Annotated in this window: 15 protein-coding genes; 5 read left to right on the forward strand and 10 right to left on the reverse strand. The window is 41.1% G+C overall.

Annotated elements, in window-relative coordinates; translation table 11 throughout:
• Window positions 1-172 precede the first annotated feature (172 nt).
• Window positions 173-2776: a cation-translocating P-type ATPase gene (locus AC0L13_RS16455; RefSeq protein WP_473641490.1), complete on the forward strand. Its 2604-nt coding sequence runs from the start codon at window positions 173-175 to the stop codon at window positions 2774-2776.
• 258 nt (window positions 2777-3034) lie between these two features.
• On the opposite strand, the gene AC0L13_RS16460 is transcribed toward AC0L13_RS16455, so the two are convergent.
• The 3 genes from AC0L13_RS16460 to AC0L13_RS16470 form a co-directional block, all read right to left on the reverse strand.
• Window positions 3035-3424, reverse strand: coding sequence for a hypothetical protein (locus AC0L13_RS16460; protein ID WP_473641492.1), 390 nt, complete (start codon window positions 3422-3424; stop codon window positions 3035-3037).
• 524 nt (window positions 3425-3948) lie between these two features.
• The gene (locus tag AC0L13_RS16465) at window positions 3949-4902 is read right to left on the reverse strand and encodes a calcium/sodium antiporter (protein ID WP_473641494.1); all 954 of its coding nucleotides are present in this window, start codon (window positions 4900-4902) and stop codon (window positions 3949-3951) included.
• A 256-nt stretch (window positions 4903-5158) separates the two neighbouring features.
• Window positions 5159-5284, reverse strand: coding sequence for a hypothetical protein (locus tag AC0L13_RS16470; RefSeq protein WP_473641496.1), 126 nt, complete (start codon window positions 5282-5284; stop codon window positions 5159-5161).
• A gap of 226 nt (window positions 5285-5510) precedes the next feature.
• On the opposite strand from AC0L13_RS16470, the gene AC0L13_RS16475 reads away from it, so the two are divergent.
• The 3 genes from AC0L13_RS16475 (at window position 5511) to AC0L13_RS16485 (ending at window position 9462) form a co-directional block, all read left to right on the forward strand.
• Complete coding sequence (locus AC0L13_RS16475; protein WP_473647075.1) at window positions 5511-5735, forward strand: cysteine-rich CWC family protein; 225 nt, start codon at window positions 5511-5513, stop codon at window positions 5733-5735.
• 415 nt (window positions 5736-6150) lie between these two features.
• Window positions 6151-7839 carry a methyl-accepting chemotaxis protein gene (locus AC0L13_RS16480; protein WP_473641498.1) on the forward strand — a complete coding sequence of 563 codons (1689 nt, stop codon included), beginning with the start codon at window positions 6151-6153 and terminating at the stop codon, window positions 7837-7839.
• 408 nt (window positions 7840-8247) lie between these two features.
• Window positions 8248-9462 (forward strand): MFS transporter, encoded by a 1215-nt coding sequence (locus AC0L13_RS16485; RefSeq protein WP_473641500.1) that lies wholly within the window; start codon window positions 8248-8250, stop codon window positions 9460-9462.
• Between the two features lie 344 nt (window positions 9463-9806).
• Here the strand turns inward: AC0L13_RS16485 and AC0L13_RS16490 are convergent, their stop codons facing one another.
• The 7 genes from AC0L13_RS16490 to AC0L13_RS16520 form a co-directional block, all read right to left on the reverse strand.
• Window positions 9807-10250: an SgcJ/EcaC family oxidoreductase gene (locus tag AC0L13_RS16490; protein ID WP_473641502.1), complete on the reverse strand. Its 444-nt coding sequence runs from the start codon at window positions 10248-10250 to the stop codon at window positions 9807-9809.
• Between the two features lie 74 nt (window positions 10251-10324).
• Window positions 10325-12127 carry a PDDEXK-like family protein gene (locus tag AC0L13_RS16495; RefSeq protein ID WP_473641504.1) on the reverse strand — a complete coding sequence of 601 codons (1803 nt, stop codon included), beginning with the start codon at window positions 12125-12127 and terminating at the stop codon, window positions 10325-10327.
• A gap of 347 nt (window positions 12128-12474) precedes the next feature.
• The gene (locus AC0L13_RS16500; RefSeq protein WP_473641506.1) at window positions 12475-13230 is read right to left on the reverse strand and encodes a PD-(D/E)XK nuclease domain-containing protein; all 756 of its coding nucleotides are present in this window, start codon (window positions 13228-13230) and stop codon (window positions 12475-12477) included.
• A 56-nt stretch (window positions 13231-13286) separates the two neighbouring features.
• Complete coding sequence (locus tag AC0L13_RS16505; protein WP_473641508.1) at window positions 13287-14120, reverse strand: abortive infection family protein; 834 nt, start codon at window positions 14118-14120, stop codon at window positions 13287-13289.
• A gap of 92 nt (window positions 14121-14212) precedes the next feature.
• Entirely contained in the window at window positions 14213-15115 is a 903-nt protein-coding gene (locus tag AC0L13_RS16510) for an NERD domain-containing protein (protein WP_473641509.1), read from the reverse strand.
• A 110-nt stretch (window positions 15116-15225) separates the two neighbouring features.
• Complete coding sequence (locus AC0L13_RS16515) at window positions 15226-15771, reverse strand: hypothetical protein (RefSeq protein ID WP_473641511.1); 546 nt, start codon at window positions 15769-15771, stop codon at window positions 15226-15228.
• Between the two features lie 341 nt (window positions 15772-16112).
• The gene (locus tag AC0L13_RS16520) at window positions 16113-16919 is read right to left on the reverse strand and encodes an aldo/keto reductase family protein (protein ID WP_473641513.1); all 807 of its coding nucleotides are present in this window, start codon (window positions 16917-16919) and stop codon (window positions 16113-16115) included.
• Window positions 16920-17163: 244 nt separating this feature from the next.
• Between AC0L13_RS16520 and AC0L13_RS16525 the strand changes: the two genes are divergently transcribed.
• Entirely contained in the window at window positions 17164-17898 is a 735-nt protein-coding gene (locus AC0L13_RS16525; RefSeq protein WP_473641515.1) for an alpha/beta fold hydrolase, read from the forward strand.
• The last annotated feature ends 66 nt before the right edge of the window (window positions 17899-17964 follow it).

The following is a 17964-nucleotide window of genomic DNA, read 5'->3' on the forward strand; positions in this document are numbered from 1 at the left end:
AAAGTCTTGTACTTTAAAAACAGCTAAAATAAGCACACCTAAAAGTATTAGAGCACAGGCACCTTCACAATACAATGGAATACAAACGATGACCGTTAGCATAGTATGATACGAAAGATCGGACAACCCATTTGGGTCTACTTAATAGTTTTTTCTACCGAGGGGGAATCGAATGTCAGCCTATCACCGACTATCTGCGGATGAGGTCATGAAATCGTTGGAGGTGACTTCGCTTGGCTTGAATGATGATGATGTGGAAATCAGACGGGACTTGTATGGCTACAATGAATTGACAGAAGGAAAAAGGACAAGTTCCATTGCCGTTTTCTTTGGCCAGTTCACGGATTTGTTAGTCATTATTTTGCTCGTCGCCGCTTTTGTTTCTTTTTTATTAGGAGAAGTCGAAAGCACGTTTGTTATACTGCTTGTCGTTATTGTAAACGCAATCTTGGGTACTATCCAACATGCTAAGGCGGAGCAGTCATTGGAGAATTTAAAGGCGTTGTCCTCCCCCACTGCAAAAGTGATGCGGAACAACCAACTCATCGAGATTGATTCGGAAGATATCATTGTCGGGGATTTACTGTTGCTCGAGGCCGGCGATTTCATAAGCGCCGATGGACGGGTGATTGAAAGCTTTAATTTGCATATTAATGAAAGTTCGCTGACCGGTGAATCTTTGGCCGTGGCAAAAAGCTCTGCGCCCCTTGGTGAAGCGCATGACACGATAGCCTATCAGAACAATATGGTATTCGCCGGCAGCTTTGTCACAAACGGGCGCGGCATTGTCGCCGTAACAGCAATCGGGATGGAGACCGAAATCGGGAAAATCGCGAATTTGTTAGATACTGCAAAGGAGAAGAAAACCCCTCTGCAAGTAAGTTTGGATCGCTTCGGGGAAAAGTTGGCACTCGGGATTACGATGATCTGCGTAGCGATTTTCTCGATCGACCTCATTCGGGGACGCGAACTGGTCGAGTCGTTCATGTTCGCCGTTTCGCTTGCTGTAGCAGCAATCCCGGAAGCTCTGAGTTCGATTGTGACGATTGTGTTGGCATTCGGAACCCGGAAAATGGCGAAGGAGAACGCGATTATCCGAAAGTTGTATGCTGTCGAAAGTCTTGGCAGCGTCTCTGTCATTTGTTCGGATAAGACCGGGACCTTGACCGAAAATAAAATGCAGGTTCAACAACTGTATGTAGACGATAAAATCGTTTCCCATGATCGACTGCATCCCGAACATCCGGTTGAGAAGAAACTCCTTTTACAGGCACTGCTCTGTAACGACGCATTAATTCAGAATGAAAAAGAGATCGGTGATCCTACCGAAATGGCGCTCGTAAAATTAGGGAGACAGTTCCAATTTGATGAACTGCTTGTCAGGAAGCATTATCCGAGGGTTGCGGAACTTCCTTTTGATTCCGATAGAAAGCTTATGAGCACAGTGAATGAAATTGGCAATCAAACCGTCATGATTACAAAAGGTGCAGTCGATGTCCTCCTGCCGAAAACCGTAAAAATCGAGACTGCGAGAGGGATCTTGAAGATGACGGATGAACACCGAAGAAAAATCGAAGAGGTGAATCAAACCTTCTCCGAGAACGGTTTACGGGTGTTGGCGATTGCCTACAAGGGACGAAAAGATAACCACACCATCGATGCCAAGGATGAAAATGAGCTCACATTCGTAGGGATGATCGCTATGATGGATCCCCCAAGAAAAGAGTCGCGGACCGCTGTTGAAAGCTGTATTCAAGCTGGCATTAAACCCGTCATGATTACGGGTGACCATAAAATAACAGCAATGGCCATCGCGAGGCAAATCGGGATCTTAAAGGATACGTCCGAAGCAATTGAAGGCCATGAAATTGAAAAATTGACGGACGAACAGTTGCAGGAACGGATTGAAGACCTTTCCGTTTTTGCCCGTGTTACGCCAGAACATAAAATGCGGATTGTAAACGCCTATCAGGAAAAAGGACATGTCGTCGCAATGACAGGAGATGGCGTGAATGATGGGCCTGCCTTGAAGAAAGCCGATATCGGGGTGGCAATGGGAATCGCGGGAACAGAAGTGGCAAAGGACGCATCCTCGTTTGTTTTGACGGATGATAACTTTTCAACGATTGTCAAAGCGATTTCGAATGGACGAGGCATCTACACGAATATTAAAAACTCCATTCTCTTTTTATTGTCAGGGAATGCTGGGGCTATTTTTGTCGTACTCTACGCAACCGTATTAGGTCTGCCCGTCCCCTTCGCGCCCGTCCATCTCTTATTCATCAACTTGCTGACCGACAGCCTGCCCGCGATTGCAATTGGATTTGAGCCGCATAATAAGAGAGCGATGAAGGGCAAGCCAAGGGACATCCATACACCTTTATTAACCAAGATGTTTACGGCACGGGTCGTCGTGGAAGGGATCCTAATCGCAATCGCCACCATCATCGCTTTCCGGGCAGGTCTTGAAACGGGAGATGTGGTTACAGCAAGCACAATGGCGTTTGCGACGCTATGTCTATCCAGATTGGTGCATGGGTTCAATTCCAGATCGAAAGAATCCATATTTACCATCGGCGTGTTTTCAAACAAGTACACATGGTTCGCGTTTTTCATCGGACTCATAAGTTTGCACGCCGTCCTGCTCATCCCGTCACTTTCGGCTGTTTTCAAAGTTGCCAATTTAAGCAGCACACAATTTCTGCTCATTTACAGTCTGGCAATTATGCCGTTCATCGTGATTCAGTGGTTTAAACTGTTGTTTGTGAGGAGATAGCGGAGAATTGAGGTACCTTTTTGTTTTTACAGGTACCTCTTCTCATATCGAAAGGGTGGTGTTGAAATGAGATGAATTATTGAAATAACCGCCTTAATTCTGCAGTCATTTGCTTAATTACTTCAGGTCATCTGTGAAACTGAGCGGGCGTGAATCAAATAGCATTCTGAAAAACATCATTATCAAAAAAACGGAAGTTTTTCAGTGCCCTCGCTTAGACAGAACTCTTTTTATTTGATTAGATTATTAATTGAATCCTCAATTGATGATATTGTGCTTGCATAAGATCACCAATATAGCTAAAACAACATATATGGGGGCTGTTATAATAATTGCTCTGTTTAACTTTAATCTTTTAAAATTGTATGTTCCCATTAAAAATGTTGCTGTAAATAATAAACCTACATACCAAAGATTTTTAATGTGTGTTATTTGCATTTCTAAAGAAGCTATTTTCAGCTCATTGAGCAGCTCACTGTTATTTAATACCACACGTATAATGTCTGTGCCTTTTCCAATTAACACCTCGCCACTCTGTTTTTCAATAGAGTATCCGCCTAGGTATATAGATAAAAATTGAGTGAGTGAAAAATTGATAGTAAGGCTAACAGTGTAATTATTACTATCCATAGTTCTTTTTTTTACCAATTAGAGTTTTCATTACCGTTTCAATGATAACCACCCTTTCAGAAGAAAATATACATTTCACACTGTTATATTATAACCATTTATTTTTTTCTGATATTTGTAAAAACAAAAACGATCGACTCATATTTGAATCGATCGCAAGATATGTTCCACCATCCTTCCCTTTCCGGCTCCAGCCAGAAGGTCGACAGCTTCCTTATGATTCTTGTCGCAGTGAATTAACCTATATTTTTTTAACACGGCTACCTTTAACTTAAATTGAGAAGTACTTTATTTTAATGAACAAAAATCTGTCTTACAATAAAAGTAATAGGAATATAATTGTTGAATACGAATAAACTAAAAAGGACCGCCCAATGGTTGCACATTGAACGGTCAATGTATTAGCATAGGTTCCCTCAGGGGGTCGGCAAATCGGACAATATAATCCATCCAAAATGAGCCCTAACTCAAGGATGGATTATTTTTTATTGTGGAACGACAATATTGCTACAACCAATGCCCCAAGAATCGAGCCGATCTCTTTAATTCCGTATTATAATATACGCCATGTAAATAATGTAGGCGATGACAAGCACTGATCCTTCCCGCTTTCCGATCTTGAAGCTCGTTCTTGAGAAAACCAATAATACAAAAGTTAATACAATCATAAGAATAACATCGATAAACATTTTATCATTGACCGCTAATGGAGAAATCGTAGCCGATGCACCTAGTACAAATAAGATGTTAAAAATGTTACTCCCGACAATATTTCCTAACGCGATTTCACTTTCTTTTTTCAGTGCCGCAGAGATGGAAGTGACAAGTTCGGGTAGGGATGTGCCAATTGCGATAATCGTTAACCCCACCAATGTTTCACTCATCCCAAGAGAGTAAGCAATTTCTGTACCGTTATCTACTACCAGATCCCCTCCGAATATAATTGCAGCCAATCCTAATATGGTAATTACTATATTTTTACCCCATTTGATGTTCTCAGGCACTGGTTCGCCAGCAGTATTTTTTCGGCTTTTTAGGCCAAGTTCAATTATATAGTACATAAAGATGGACAAGAACAATAAAAAGATAAATCCATCACTCCGTGTAAGCAAGTTGCTATCGGACCCTTGCAAGAAAATATCACTCATTAGAATTAGCAATGCCGCACTTGCGAGTAAGGTAAATGGGATTTCTTTTCGAATGGTTTCATTTTCAACTCTCAACGGATATAAAAAAGCTGCTACACCTACAACAAGGGTAATGTTAAAAATATTGCTTCCAACTACGTTACCCAGTGAGACATCTGCACTTCCTTCCAGTGCTGCAATAATACTGACAGTCGCTTCCGGTGAACTTGTTCCAAAAGCCACAATAGTTAACCCGATTAAAATAGATGGAACCCGAAGCAGTTTAGCAATATTAGAAGACCCGTCAACAAAGAGGTCTGCTCCTTTTATCAACAATGCAAATCCAACAATTAATAAAATATAAGCCATTGTTTGTTCTCCCCACTTCATTCATTTCTATCGTAATTTCAATAAAAACATACCACGTTGTTACGGAATTAAAAAGCTGGACACTCACTTCCAGCCGTAACAGGCATCCATTCAATTTATAATCGCCCGAGGGGCCGGTACTTATCCTTCACTACAGCAATTCACGTAGTTTCTCAAATCTACTTTCTTCCAACTTTGTAACGTCCATAATGAAATCTGTTGCAAGTCCTTTCTTCAATATCTCCAGGACCACTTTTTACACAACTTGCTCGATTCCTAGCTCTATTCCCTTCTCCCGCTCCAAATCAAACGCATTTTTAATCGTCGGGGACGCATTGTCTCGATTATAAAGTTCCATCAACTCCGTTTCCTCTCTACTCATCGGTCGAATTTCTTCCGAATAACCACTCAAGGATGGATTATTTTTTATTGCGGAGCGACAGTATTGCTGGCGAATAACACCTGAATTTTACCATTCGATGCGGACTAAGTGCTCAAGGTAATTCATTCAACAATAATGTATAATTAGAATAGTTCTGTGCTTGACCATCAAAATGTGGCCTCTGCAAATCCGTATACTTCTAGATTATAAAGAAGGTGTTAAAACGATGACTCCCCAACTAAACGAGCATTGTCCGCTATGTGGCAAAACGAATAACTGTTGTTACGGTAAAGATAAATCACTGGGCATTTGTTGGTGCAACCAAGAGACGTTTCCACATGAAATTTTCGAACTGGTTCCGGAAAAAGATATCCGTGTGAAATGTATTTGCAAGGAGTGCTTGGATCGGTTTAAAAATGGAGGTTCTGATTTCCCACGAATCACTGAGTAATTAGGCCAGTCTATGACTATGATGCCCCTTATGCTTGCGGCCGCGTAGGGTGGTTTTCTTGTTTTCTAGCATATGTATCCGAAAGAAATACGCGCTTGCCGCGCAAACTACTCCGCCACACGCAAACACTCAACCGCCTTTCCAATCTGTTTCCGTGTCACCTTAAACTCACTTTCCGAAACCAATCGAACCATCGCCACTTTTAACTCTTCCGCATCCTCCATAATCTCAACAGGCACAGCCCATGAATAAATTCGTGTAAAACGCCTACCTTCCTCTTAGGCAATCACAAAAATAGATAGTTTCATAAATACAATTTCATTGTTTTTTAATGTCAAATAATACCACTATTATCCTATAAATCTATAAATTATAATATACAGATTAATAGAAGTCATAGGAGGATTTATAATTTATGAAACTATCGGTAGGGAAAAAATTATGGACCGGTTTCACATCCATTTTACTCATTATGTTGATAATTGGAGTATCTGGCCTATGGGCACTTTCTTCAGTTGATAAAGAATACAGTTATTTAATCGATGATAAGATAAAAAAAGTGCAATTATTTGAACAGCTATTATCTAATCAAAATCGACTAGCCAGTTCTTTAAGAGGGTACTTACTGTATGAAGATGATCAATTTTTGAGTGGGCTCGATGAAAGTCTAAAAGACTCAGAAGAAATACTAGCCGAACTAGACAAACTTGTTCGAACGGCGTCTGCTCGTGTAACACTGCAAGAAGTCGTCGACGATCGACAAAGTTATAAAGAAAATACAGACAGGATAATCCAAGAGTTTAAAAAAGGTAACTTAGAACAATCGATGCAACTCGCAAAGGACTCTTCCATCTATCAAAGTCGTATTGCTCAAAATGTGAAAAAGCTAATTGAGCATCAAGTTAATCAACAAGCTATTACAGAAAAGGATTTACAGACTTTATTAATAACAGTTCGTACAGTTACCATCGGTTTAATGGTACTCGCTGTTATCCTCAGTATTGTTATTGCTCAGGTAATAAGTCGAAGCATCGCTCGTCCAGTTAGCACTATGACAACTTCATTACAACAAATTGCTGCAGGAAATTTTGCAATCGATCCAATTACCATTAAAAATAAAGATGAGATCGGCGACATGGCTTTGGCGTTTAATGAAATGTCCAAGGATTTGCGCCAAATTATCGGAAATACGCGGAATTCAGCCGTCCAGCTTGCTTGTCAGGCTGAAGAGCTTTCTGCTAGTTCAGAAGAAAGCTTAGCCGCTTCTGAAATGGTCGCTGAAATAGCTGAGAAAAATTTAGCCGCAAGCGAACTACAAGTTAGCATTGTCAATGATTCTGCGAATGCTATGGGGGAAATGATTTTAGGAATTGATCGCATTAACGAAGATAATGAGGAGATGTTGCTTTCTTCAGAAAAGGTCACTACCCTCGTTCATGATGGATCGACATTAATGAAAGATTTTTCAACCCAAATGCAAATGATTAACAAATCGATGGAACATTCTTCAGAAATCATTAGTGATTTAGCTACTCATTCTGAGCAAATACGTCACGTAACCTCTGTCATTACCGCTATTGCCGAACAAACGAATTTACTTGCATTAAACGCAGCTATTGAAGCAGCTCGAGCAGGCGATCATGGTAAGGGATTTGCGGTTGTTGCAGTAGAAGTTCGAAATCTTGCGGAGCAATCGAAACAATCAGCAGTTGAGATTGGTCAAATGATTGATATGATAATTCAAAATGTAGGTAAAGTAGTAACAAGTACAGATGACGGTAATCGACGCGTCGAAGCAGGCCTTGTCGTTACAGAACAAACGAGAGATGTATTTGAAAAAATTGAACAAGCTGCTATGGAAGTGAGTACTAAAGTCACGACGGTATCAGCCGCAGTTGAACAGATCCGGGCAATGACAGATGAGGTATCCAATGGCGCAGCAAAAATTCAAGAATTGGCTCACCAGTCATCAGCTGAGGCGCAGTCTACAAGTGCTGCAACAGAGGAACAACTAGCAGCCAATGAAGAGATATCTTCAAGTGCACATACGCTTTCTCAATTAGCCGAGAGCCTACAAAACGATATGGCTAGATTCACAGTATAATAATCAATTAGGTACCAGGCAGTATCAATGTCCTTAATCGACTGTATTTCGTGATAAATAAAACATTTTTATTCTCTAACATTTCCAGTAGAAAAATACCATTTTCATCTGCTACAATATAAAAAAATAATCCTTTAAACCGGTCCTGTGAGACCGAAAAGAGCTTATGAATCGCGTTGGCTGATTTATGTTTAGATATGGCGGATTGACGGCCATTTTCCGGGCATGAACTGTTAGCCCCTACTTTTTCATGCCCTTTCGTCTTGCGGACGGAAGGGTATTTATTTTGCCTAGAAAGTTAGGCAACTCTTTTTAAACCGGTCCAGTGAGGCCGGTAAGGGGAATTGGTACAATCCATTCTTTGAAAAAGAGGCGTAGTGCATCTTGAACTTACTGGAGGAATGAAGAATGGATTATCGGAAGAAGACAGTCGTTGCGTCAGTTACAGGATTGACGCTTGAAGGCATGGATATTATGTTCATCTCGTTTGCGATGTCATTGATCATTGCTGAGTTTCATATCGACCTTGCGACGGGTGGGTTGATTTCTTCGATTACGAACATCGGCATGCTTCTTGGCGGCATTGTGTTCGGCGTGTTGGCGGATAAATACGGTCGGGTGAAAGTGTTTACGTATACGATAATTCTGTTTGCAATCGGGACGGCGCTGACCGGGCTTGCAACGACTATTGAACAAGTGTATGTGTTCCGGTTCATCGCAGGGATCGGCGCAGGCGGCGAGTACGGGATCGGGATGGCGCTAGTGGCGGAGGCATGGCCGAAAAATAAACAAGGGCGTGCCTCTTCGTATGTGAGTGTCGGAGCGCAGTACGGCGTTATTTTGGCGGCACTGCTTAGTGCGATGATTTTGCCAGCTTTCGGATGGCGGGCGCTGTTCTTCGTCGGTGCATTGCCTGTTGTTTTTGCCTTTATCGTCCGTAAAAATTTGGACGAGTCACCGGCGTGGGTCGCTGCCCAGAAACAGAAGACAAGTGGTAAAGCGGGCAAAGGGAAGCTGCTTCAATTATTTGAGACACCCCGGACGACATGCACGACGCTCGCATTGATCATCATGGCGACTGTTCAGATTGCAGGATATAACGGTTTAATGATCTGGCTGCCGTCGATGTTGCAGAAGTCGCAAGGATTGTCAGTTTCCGGTTCCGCCCTTTGGACGATCAGCACGGCTGTCGGCATGATTATCGGTATGCTGACATTCGGCAGGATCATGGACCGTTTTGGTGCGAAGCGTGCATATGGAGCGTTTTTGCTCGCTTCCGCATGTGCTGTGTTCCTGTATGCGAGTGCAACAGGAGCTGTCGGTGTGCTCTTAGGCGGTGCGATTGTCGGTTTCTTCTCAAATGGGATGTTTGCTGGCTATGGCGCTTTGATCGGCAGTTTGTATTCAGTAGATATCCGCAGCACAGCGACAAATACGATTTTCAATATCGGACGTGCGGTTGGCGGGTTCTCGCCGATTGTCGTCGGCTATATATTGCAGAGCTATGATATGAAAGTTGCGATGCTTTACTTGGCGGGCTTGTATTGCCTTTCGTTCATTGTGATGTTGACAGTGAAGCGAGCAGGCGCTAAACAGGCGGCTGAAGTAGAAGCGGTTGCTTAAAAAACGAAAGCCTAAACATGTGGTACCAGGACCCGTACATTTTGAAATTATTCGGGTCCTGGTACCTATCTTTAGGATCTTGTCCATTACATTTCCCCCACAAAACACGGAAACTCCCCCCTGCCGCTTCAATTCACGAAACGACTGTCACACTCCCATCTCCTCACAATAAACCGACGCATCCATCCAGCCACTCACATCGATCACCCTCTGAGCAATCGCACCATAAAACTTACGGTGCTGCGCCTTCGCTCCCCCTGCTGTTTCCGCCAAATTATTTTTAACCAAGAAAAAACACCGACCCTTTATCGACTTTTGGGTTGGTGTTGGAATGAGATTGATTATTATAGTAACTGTCTTAACTCTTCAGTCATTTGCTCAACTAATTCAGGTCTACCATGATACTGAGCGGGCCTATTTTGGAATAGTTCTATTTGCCAACCATCATCCTGTTTCAATGCAACGAGAGTTTGATGGGCATTTACATTCGGTTCAATATCTTCATTCCCTGGCGGAATCATCCCTGCAATGGCGTGTAAGATTGCTGCATCAGTCCCTAAAGGGCGTATCGATTTAACTTTTGTTATAAAAGGAGCTGTAGGATGGTTTTCAAATATAGGTGCTACATGTGATAAAATCTCCGCTTTTCCAACTACCTTGCTTCCATCAAAACCAATTTGCACTCCCTGTTCTGAAAACTGATCAGCCATCCCTTGGGCATCACGGTTATTCCACGCATCAATTAATTTTTGATATAGAGCTTGGATCTCATCGTTTAGTGATCTCATATGTCTCTCTCCTCGTATGATTAGACATTATTATTGTTTGTGAATCAAATAGCCTTCACACAGTTTAAACCCCATTATAGATTAACGCTGGCCAGCTGCAAACTTTCAATTGCCTTTGCAATTCCATCCAGGGCATTTACATATTCACTAGCAGAAACTAACGCATCCATCGCTGCTTTCAGCTCTTCCGCATCCTCCATATTCTCAACAGGCACTGCCTTTGAATAAATCCGAGTAAAACGTCTCCCTTCCTCATAAGCAAGCGCTCGAACAGGAATGCCCTGCTCCTCCAAGTTCTTCAATAAATGAGTTCTTTCCCTCTGTGGGAGCGGACCCACCTCAACGATCAACCGGACCTTCAAATTCTGTCTTTCAAACCAAGCAATAAATGGATAGCCGAGCCAGTACTTTTCTGTCACTTGGTACTCCGAAGGCAGCTGCGTCCACTCCGGCTCCATAAAACTAGGCACGGTATGATTGACATTATAATAATCAGATGCAATACGCTGTTCATTCACAAACTGAGTAAATGCTTTTTCTAAATGAGAAGATATCGCTAGTTCAGTAACGTCAATTATCGGAAGGCTATCGTCAGTTGCCACTATAACCGCCTCATTGCTTATCCGTAAGAGAGACTGAAAGGATTCCTTCTCGTACAGTCGTTGCATGGATTCAACTAACGAATCGATATCTTCCCACGAAGTCGGACGATCCGCATCCATATAAATATTCGTATACTGTCTTCCTTCTTCAAAAGCGTACTCTTTTACGTTGACGCCTCTCACCTTTAACGCCTGTAAAAGCCGCACTCGATTTTCATGATGTAACGGACCAACCTGCACGATCAGTTTCAAACGGTCTTCCACCTGTTCAAACCAAGCAATCAGTCCCTTATTCATCCACCATTTCTTACGCAAGTCGTCCTCGTCAAACTGCTCGTCCCACCTCTGCTCAATGAAGTGCGGCACACGGAAATGGGGCGTATACAAATGCTCCGGCCATCCCAAATTCCGGGTGAACCGGATAAACGCCTCCCGTAAGAAGCTGCTGCCGACCTTCACAACAAAGTCGATTGTCTCCTTATACTGACTGTAAATCTGGCTCAATTCATTCGCAAAACTGCTTTCTACCATCCTTCCCTTTCCAGCACCAGCAAGGAGGTCAACAGCTTCCTTATGGTTTTTATATAGAGCCATCCCCTTCTCATTCAACTCGTTATTTTGAACCAATTGATCCTCTAAAATGTCGATGTAATAGGAAATGAAGGAGTGCACGTCTGGATGCATATACTCTTTATTCGCATCCGTCATATTGTTAAGGATGTCCAACACATCCGAATAGCCAAGCATCAGATAGTCCTCATGCGTAGGCTCCTCATCCTGCAACGTCAAAAATACCGGAATGATTTTATAGCCCTCATAAGCCGTCCGGACAAACTCGATATATTCCTCAAGCTGCCCCTCCGATTCATTCGACCAAAACTTGTTTTCTATCAGGACCGCCACTTGATGCAAGTCAGAGATTGCCAACAAATCGATTCGCTTCCGGTTTGGCGTCGTCAACTCTTTATACACGATGAGATCATGATACGACTGACGGCTCAACTGAAGGACATCATAATTCGCAATCTTGGCCTCATCCTCATAATTCGCAGGATTGACAAAGACCTTCGATAGCAACTTTTTGATGAAGTAAGAACCCAAATCATGATTTTGCTGCGGATCCATCAGCCACCCCAACACATTGGAATGGCGAATCTCATAATTATCGACTTGCAGTACTTTGAACGGATTGAAACGGTTGAAGTGGTTATGTAAATAGGTGAAGTCCTGAGAATCCTCGATGAGGGATAGGATTTGTTGTTGGTGGTTGGGCATGTGGATTCCTCCTGAGTCAATTGTTTGTTGTAATGACGAAAAAACTGCATTATTATTAAAATAACATGCACATACTAAAAAGGACCACCTAATGCTACCAACATTAGGCGGTCTGTAATAAGTAATAGCAATAGGTTCCCTTCAAGGGGGATCAGCTAGTTGGACAAAATAATCTATCCATTATGAGCGGACACTCAAGGATGGATTATTTTTTGTTGTGGAACGACAGTATTGCTACGATTAATACTCCAAATGTAAACGTAGGCATAAGCGCTTCAGATATTGACCGACCACATCCCTTCTTACGGGAGGTGGAAGACCACCCTTTAGTCACCTATTTCACATTATTAATGCTTAATTATCAATAGCTTAACTCCATCAACACTTTCAATATCTCTCTTGAATTCTTCCTCATTTTGAATAACACCTAAATCATATACTATATATAGCTGTCGTTCATATTGCTTTGCATAAGCCGTAATATCTGCACTTATTTCTTCTATAATACTTGATTTTTTTCCCTCACGTAATAACTTGGCTTCAATACTTAGTTTTAATTTCGGGATAATAAAATCAGGGATGAATTCTTTCCCTGAGAACTCAAATTTCCCGCTTTCTCTATAATAATCAATCCCTTTACTTAGTCCGCGACCTAACAGTAAGGTTTCAATTGCATTTTGAACTTCTACTTCCTTCAGTGGTTTATCGAATATTACAGTTCGCAGTCTCGATTTTATAAAGTTTTCAAGATTGTCGAATTCATCGTCTACAAAGTCTACATTTCCCTCTAATGTAGCGTAAAGCATTTTGGTAGCGGCTAATACTTGCTCTAAAATTCTTTTTTGCTCCCCCCATAATGTATTGTGATAGGTACCCATATTTTCAACTTTAAATGAATAAAACATGCTTGGAACCTTTGTTTTAGCCTTTACTTGTTCAGTTAGATCATTATACATATCAGCCATATCACGAAAAGATTCGTACCTTGAATGTTCGGCAGCTTCATTATTTTCAATAATACTCTGAACAACATTTTGAAAGGCTCTAATTTGGTTTAATAAAACTTTAAATTCCCTAGTTTGATCTAAAGCATAATTCGCCATTTGAAACTCCTTTCTAAAATCCATATTAATAATAAGTGCTTGTTGGTTAAAAGTCTTCAAGTAATTCTTAATTTATTTAATAGATGTTCTGAGATAATTGCCATTCCTTCAATTGCTAAACGCGCATCATCATTAGAAATTTCAGGAACAAAAGGTCTTCCATGTCCAGTGCCTGCTTTGTTTCGTAACATATTTATTGAACAACCCAGTTGATATAAAGAAACTTCCATTTTCATTTTAGCTTTATCAACTGAAGTTGCTTGTGCTATTTCTTCTAATGATGTTTTTAAACCCAGAGCTACAAAAGCCTGTCCCAATAATGTTGGGAAGTTTGCTGTTTGGGGATATGTCCCCCATAGCTTGAGTAAAACATGTGCGGCAACAGCCTCTAACAAATCTTTACTTGTTCCTGTAAGTAAGGCTGCGTCTTCTTGTCCTTTTTTTGCTCTACGGACATAATTCCATAGAGCTTCCTCCATTTCAACCTCTGTTAGGTTATCTAATATCAAATGTCCAATGATTCCCGAATCATCCATGTTATAACCACTGTTTTTCAAAACTTGCTGTAAGTTTATTATTTCTTCTTCACCAACATAATTCGGAGATCCCTTTCTAAAACCTCCTACTCCACGCACTAAAGTTATTAAAGCAACCAATAACTTTTCCCCTGAGTCTAAATTAAATTCCAATGCCCAATTAAGTACATATCGAATCCTTTTGGCTTTCCCAACTGTTTGTCCTTGTTTTTTCGGATCTCCTTGATCTAATCCATATTTATTAATCTGAAATTCTAAATCAGAATGACTTGGATCTCTCCTGTTTGTTGTTGAGTCATCATTTAGTTTAGAAACAGCCACAATTATATCTTCAGTTAAAGTAATTTTTACCATATAATCTCCTAATCTCCTTTATTCTACCTCTAGAACTAAATACTCCTACTAGAACTATTTCTAGCTCCCAAACAATTACCTGTATCTTCATCCTAAACACTCTGCCGCTTAACATTCACATTCTCCGTATGCCGACAAGTAGGATAATTACTACACCCATAAAACTTCCCATACCTACCCGACTTCAAAGCCAATGTCCCACTGCACTTTGGACAAGCTGCATGTAGAACCGAGTCACTCTGCTTTGACATATTCTTCGAGTGCGTAGTCTTTGATCGTGCCGGCTGTTTGGTACCCTTGGCTTCCCTAATCGATTGTAAATGCTCTGTCTTAAGGCGTTTCCTTTCGCCTATATCTTTAACCAATAACTTCGCAAGCTGTTCATTGATTCCCTTCACAGTAGCCTCACTAATGCGCTGCTCTTTGTACTGCTTAATTGTTGCCAGCAATTCAGGAAACTGTATAACATGCGCGGAGGTAAATTCCTTTTTGAATTTAAAAGTGGAATTCGGTGAAAAGGCGATGATAGAATGGACTTCCTGCATTTCCGCTTGTCCTATGTACGTAAGCAAAGCTTGCACATGGCCGTAATTTTGCCGGATCGGATTGTGCATTTTTGTTTTCTTTTTATAAATGACTTGTGTCCAGTACGGTTTATATTCATCCCCGAAAATCCAACCGCTATAATGTTTTGTTTCGATGACAAATACGCCGTACACTGACGTCACAATATGATCCACTTGCGTCAGTCCCCGCTCTCCATTCGGAATATACACATCATGATAGACCGTGTATGCATCCCCTAATTTCCGCAGCTTGGCCTTTACAACCCACTCTCCATACTTCCCTTTGATAACCGGCATTTTCCATTGCAGTATGATCGACAAGATCACGAACATAACGACAAACGGAAACGCACTTGATGCAATAAACATTTCGATTGTAGACAATATCCCCTTATAAAACCCCGCCATCATATTGTTATCCGCACTCATGAAATCCCCCATTTCAGTTGGCAATGATCTTCGTGTGTCTATTTTTTAACTAGATTATAGATATGCTATTGGATTATGACTATCCAAAGTTTCTCTTTGACCTCCCCCCTCTAGAACAACTCTCTCGATTTTATGATCTCCACTGATCCAGTCTCCTCATCATATTCATAGAACTCAACGTCCCAAGGAATCAAATGCGACTGTGTCCGCACATAATAGGCTCCAAGGGTTTCATTGCGCCGTTCGCTGTAATCCCGCAAGATATAGAAAATCTTCTTGTATCCTTCTGGCAGTAGATAGAAATAGAACATTGCTTCGTTCCAAACCGTCAGCTTCGCGCTTGGCACATTGCCACCAGCAGTCCACCTATGGCACTTGCATTCCACTACAACCTTTTCCTTTGAACCTGGCACACTGCCGAGATCAAAATTCCTCCGCTTCTTACGATGCAAACCTACCTGGACACTTGCATTTTTGATCAATTGGAAACCCTGTTCATGTAAATAGGTTAACGCAATGTCTTCAAACTCCCTTCCAACGTGAGCGTTGCTAATCGAGCCTATCCTTTGAAAGTTTGTCAATATTCTCGCCACCTTTTCTTCCATCGTCCGTCCTTTTTCCACAAAACTCTCACTAATTAAATAGTACCATAACAATTACAATATGCTCCATGTCAATAATAAAGATTATTTGAATATTCGCATCCCCTTATAATTCCCCACCCGTACATATAGCAGTACTTCAAAGGCCCATAAAAAACACCCAAGAGCATAGATTTCCCTATCCTCTCAGGCATTTTGAATTAGTAATCTAATGGATTCACATCTTGTCGGAAAAATTGCCAGCTCACATATTAAAGAAGAACTTTGCGCCTTAAACTGTTTAGTAGTATATATCCAATACTACCTCCTAATCCATTCCAGATTGATTTTAGTAATGTAAATGAAAATTAATGAAGGGTACCGGGTTCAATGAGAACCGAGTACCCGAAACTTCATTATAAGGCAGCAATACGGTCTCGATCGCTTGCAGTCAGTTCAAAATCAAAGATATCCAAGCATTGTGCTTGGCGGTCTTTATTATGAGACTTAGGAATGATGATGACATCACGTTCAATTTGATAGCGCAAAACAACTTGTGCGTATGTTTTTCCGTATTGGCTGCCGATTTCGTCTAAAACCCGCTTAGCATTTTCATCGATACCGCGTAATGGAGACCATGCGACAGTTGCAATATCCTTACTTTCATTATAAGCAATTAATTCTTCATTCCAATTTCCGACTTGAGATTTAATTTGATTAACAGCTGGTGTAATACTGCTATTTTCAAGTAGTAAATCAAGATGTTCTTTTTCAAAGTTCGAAACACCAATCGACTTGAACACACCACGGTTATAGTAGTCTTCCAAAAGAGTCCATGCCTCCAACATCTCAGCATGATCATCCCATGGTTTATGGATAAGGAACAAATCAATATAGTCAGTTTGTAATTTCTCTAAGCTTTTTTCAATTTCAGCATGGGCCCAGTCTGCACCACCGAAACCTTCAAATGTATTGAGCTTCGTAGTGATAAAGAAATCTTCACGTGGCAGAGATGACTTCTTTAACCCATTTCCAAGAACTTCTTCATTTACATATAATTGAGCAGAGTCAAAATGACGGTAGCCGTTTTCAATGGCCCAGTCGATTTCTTGCGTGTCTCCTCTTAAGGCACCTGAGTATTGGTTTCCCTCTTTACCATACGTATTTGTACCACTTCCTACGATTGGAATTTCAATGCCATTATTTAACTTACGATACTTCAATTCAATCCCCCCTATACTATATGTCTTACATTACCTCTACTAAAGAAAGGAATCAATCTATACTTTTTTGCTTTTCTGAATAATTCACGCGCAAGAGCTCTACATTAGATTAGAACTTAGTATCTCACACGATAAGACATCGTATGATTGAGCTATACTATATACATTCGATACCAATCGCTTAATCATCGTGGATTGGACATACAACGGGACGATTAACAATGAAATGATGGGAGAATATGAGATGAAATTTGAGATTCATGGGGACAGTGACCTAGAAATGATTATCTTCATCCATGGAATCGGCGCAAGTTCTTGGATGTGGTGGCAGCAAGTCGATGTCTTTACTGATTACCAAATCTGCCTAGTGGATTTACCGGGACACGGGAAAAATGCAGATATTCCTTGGGTTGACTTAGCTACCACGACACAAATGATTGCAGAGGACGTCATAGGCAATCAAAGAGCACATATAGTGGGGATTTCCTTAGGGGGGCATGTCGCTCTGGAAATCGCCAAACATTATCCGCATAAGGTCAAAAGTGCTTTTATCAGTGGCATTACCGTAAAGCCTATGCCTTTTAAGTTTTTTTTGCCCATCCAATCACGCTTCATTCAACGGTCGCTCAGTAACACAGACTATCTTTATCGCTTAGCTAAAGAAAACTATCAATTGCCTGAATATCAAACTGAAGAATTCATTCGAAACTACCGATTATTGACAAGAGAAAATTATGAAGCGATTGGGTATGAAATTATGAATTTTAGGTTGGATAAATCTTATGCTGTCATTAAGAATCCGATTTTCTTCGTAGCAGGCGATCAAGAATCGAGCGGCATTTTACAGTCTCTAAAGGTTGCACCTAAAATTATACAAGGGGCTGAAACAGCTAAGATTCCGAATGCTCAACATAGTTGGCCCGTTCAAATGCCCCAAGAGTTTAATCGCGTATTAACAGAATGGGTTTGTAAAAATTAAACCGGACTTTGATATTTATCAAAATCCGGCTTTCGCTTGTGTGGTTCTCTAGTTTTCTAAAGGCGA

The sequence above is a fragment of the Sporosarcina sp. QA0331 genome (genome assembly GCF_055808055.1).

Excerpts from the sequence above, each read along its gene's own strand:
- AC0L13_RS16480 (WP_473641498.1), top strand. The coding sequence starts at position 6,151 with ATGAAACTATCGGTAGGGAAAAAATTATGGACCGGTTTCACATCCATT.
- AC0L13_RS16455 (WP_473641490.1), top strand. The coding sequence starts at position 173 with ATGTCAGCCTATCACCGACTATCTGCGGATGAGGTCATGAAATCGTTG.
- AC0L13_RS16465 (WP_473641494.1), bottom strand. The coding sequence starts at position 4,902 with ATGGCTTATATTTTATTAATTGTTGGATTTGCATTGTTGATAAAAGGA.
- AC0L13_RS16490 (WP_473641502.1), bottom strand. The coding sequence starts at position 10,250 with ATGAGATCACTAAACGATGAGATCCAAGCTCTATATCAAAAATTAATT.
- AC0L13_RS16505 (WP_473641508.1), bottom strand. The coding sequence starts at position 14,120 with ATGGTAAAAATTACTTTAACTGAAGATATAATTGTGGCTGTTTCTAAA.
- AC0L13_RS16495 (WP_473641504.1), bottom strand. The coding sequence starts at position 12,127 with ATGCCCAACCACCAACAACAAATCCTATCCCTCATCGAGGATTCTCAG.
- AC0L13_RS16485 (WP_473641500.1), top strand. The coding sequence starts at position 8,248 with ATGGATTATCGGAAGAAGACAGTCGTTGCGTCAGTTACAGGATTGACG.
- AC0L13_RS16500 (WP_473641506.1), bottom strand. The coding sequence starts at position 13,230 with ATGGCGAATTATGCTTTAGATCAAACTAGGGAATTTAAAGTTTTATTA.
- AC0L13_RS16470 (WP_473641496.1), bottom strand. The coding sequence starts at position 5,284 with ATGAGTAGAGAGGAAACGGAGTTGATGGAACTTTATAATCGAGACAAT.
- AC0L13_RS16475 (WP_473647075.1), top strand. The coding sequence starts at position 5,511 with ATGACTCCCCAACTAAACGAGCATTGTCCGCTATGTGGCAAAACGAAT.
- AC0L13_RS16525 (WP_473641515.1), top strand. The coding sequence starts at position 17,164 with ATGAAATTTGAGATTCATGGGGACAGTGACCTAGAAATGATTATCTTC.
- AC0L13_RS16510 (WP_473641509.1), bottom strand. The coding sequence starts at position 15,115 with ATGAGTGCGGATAACAATATGATGGCGGGGTTTTATAAGGGGATATTG.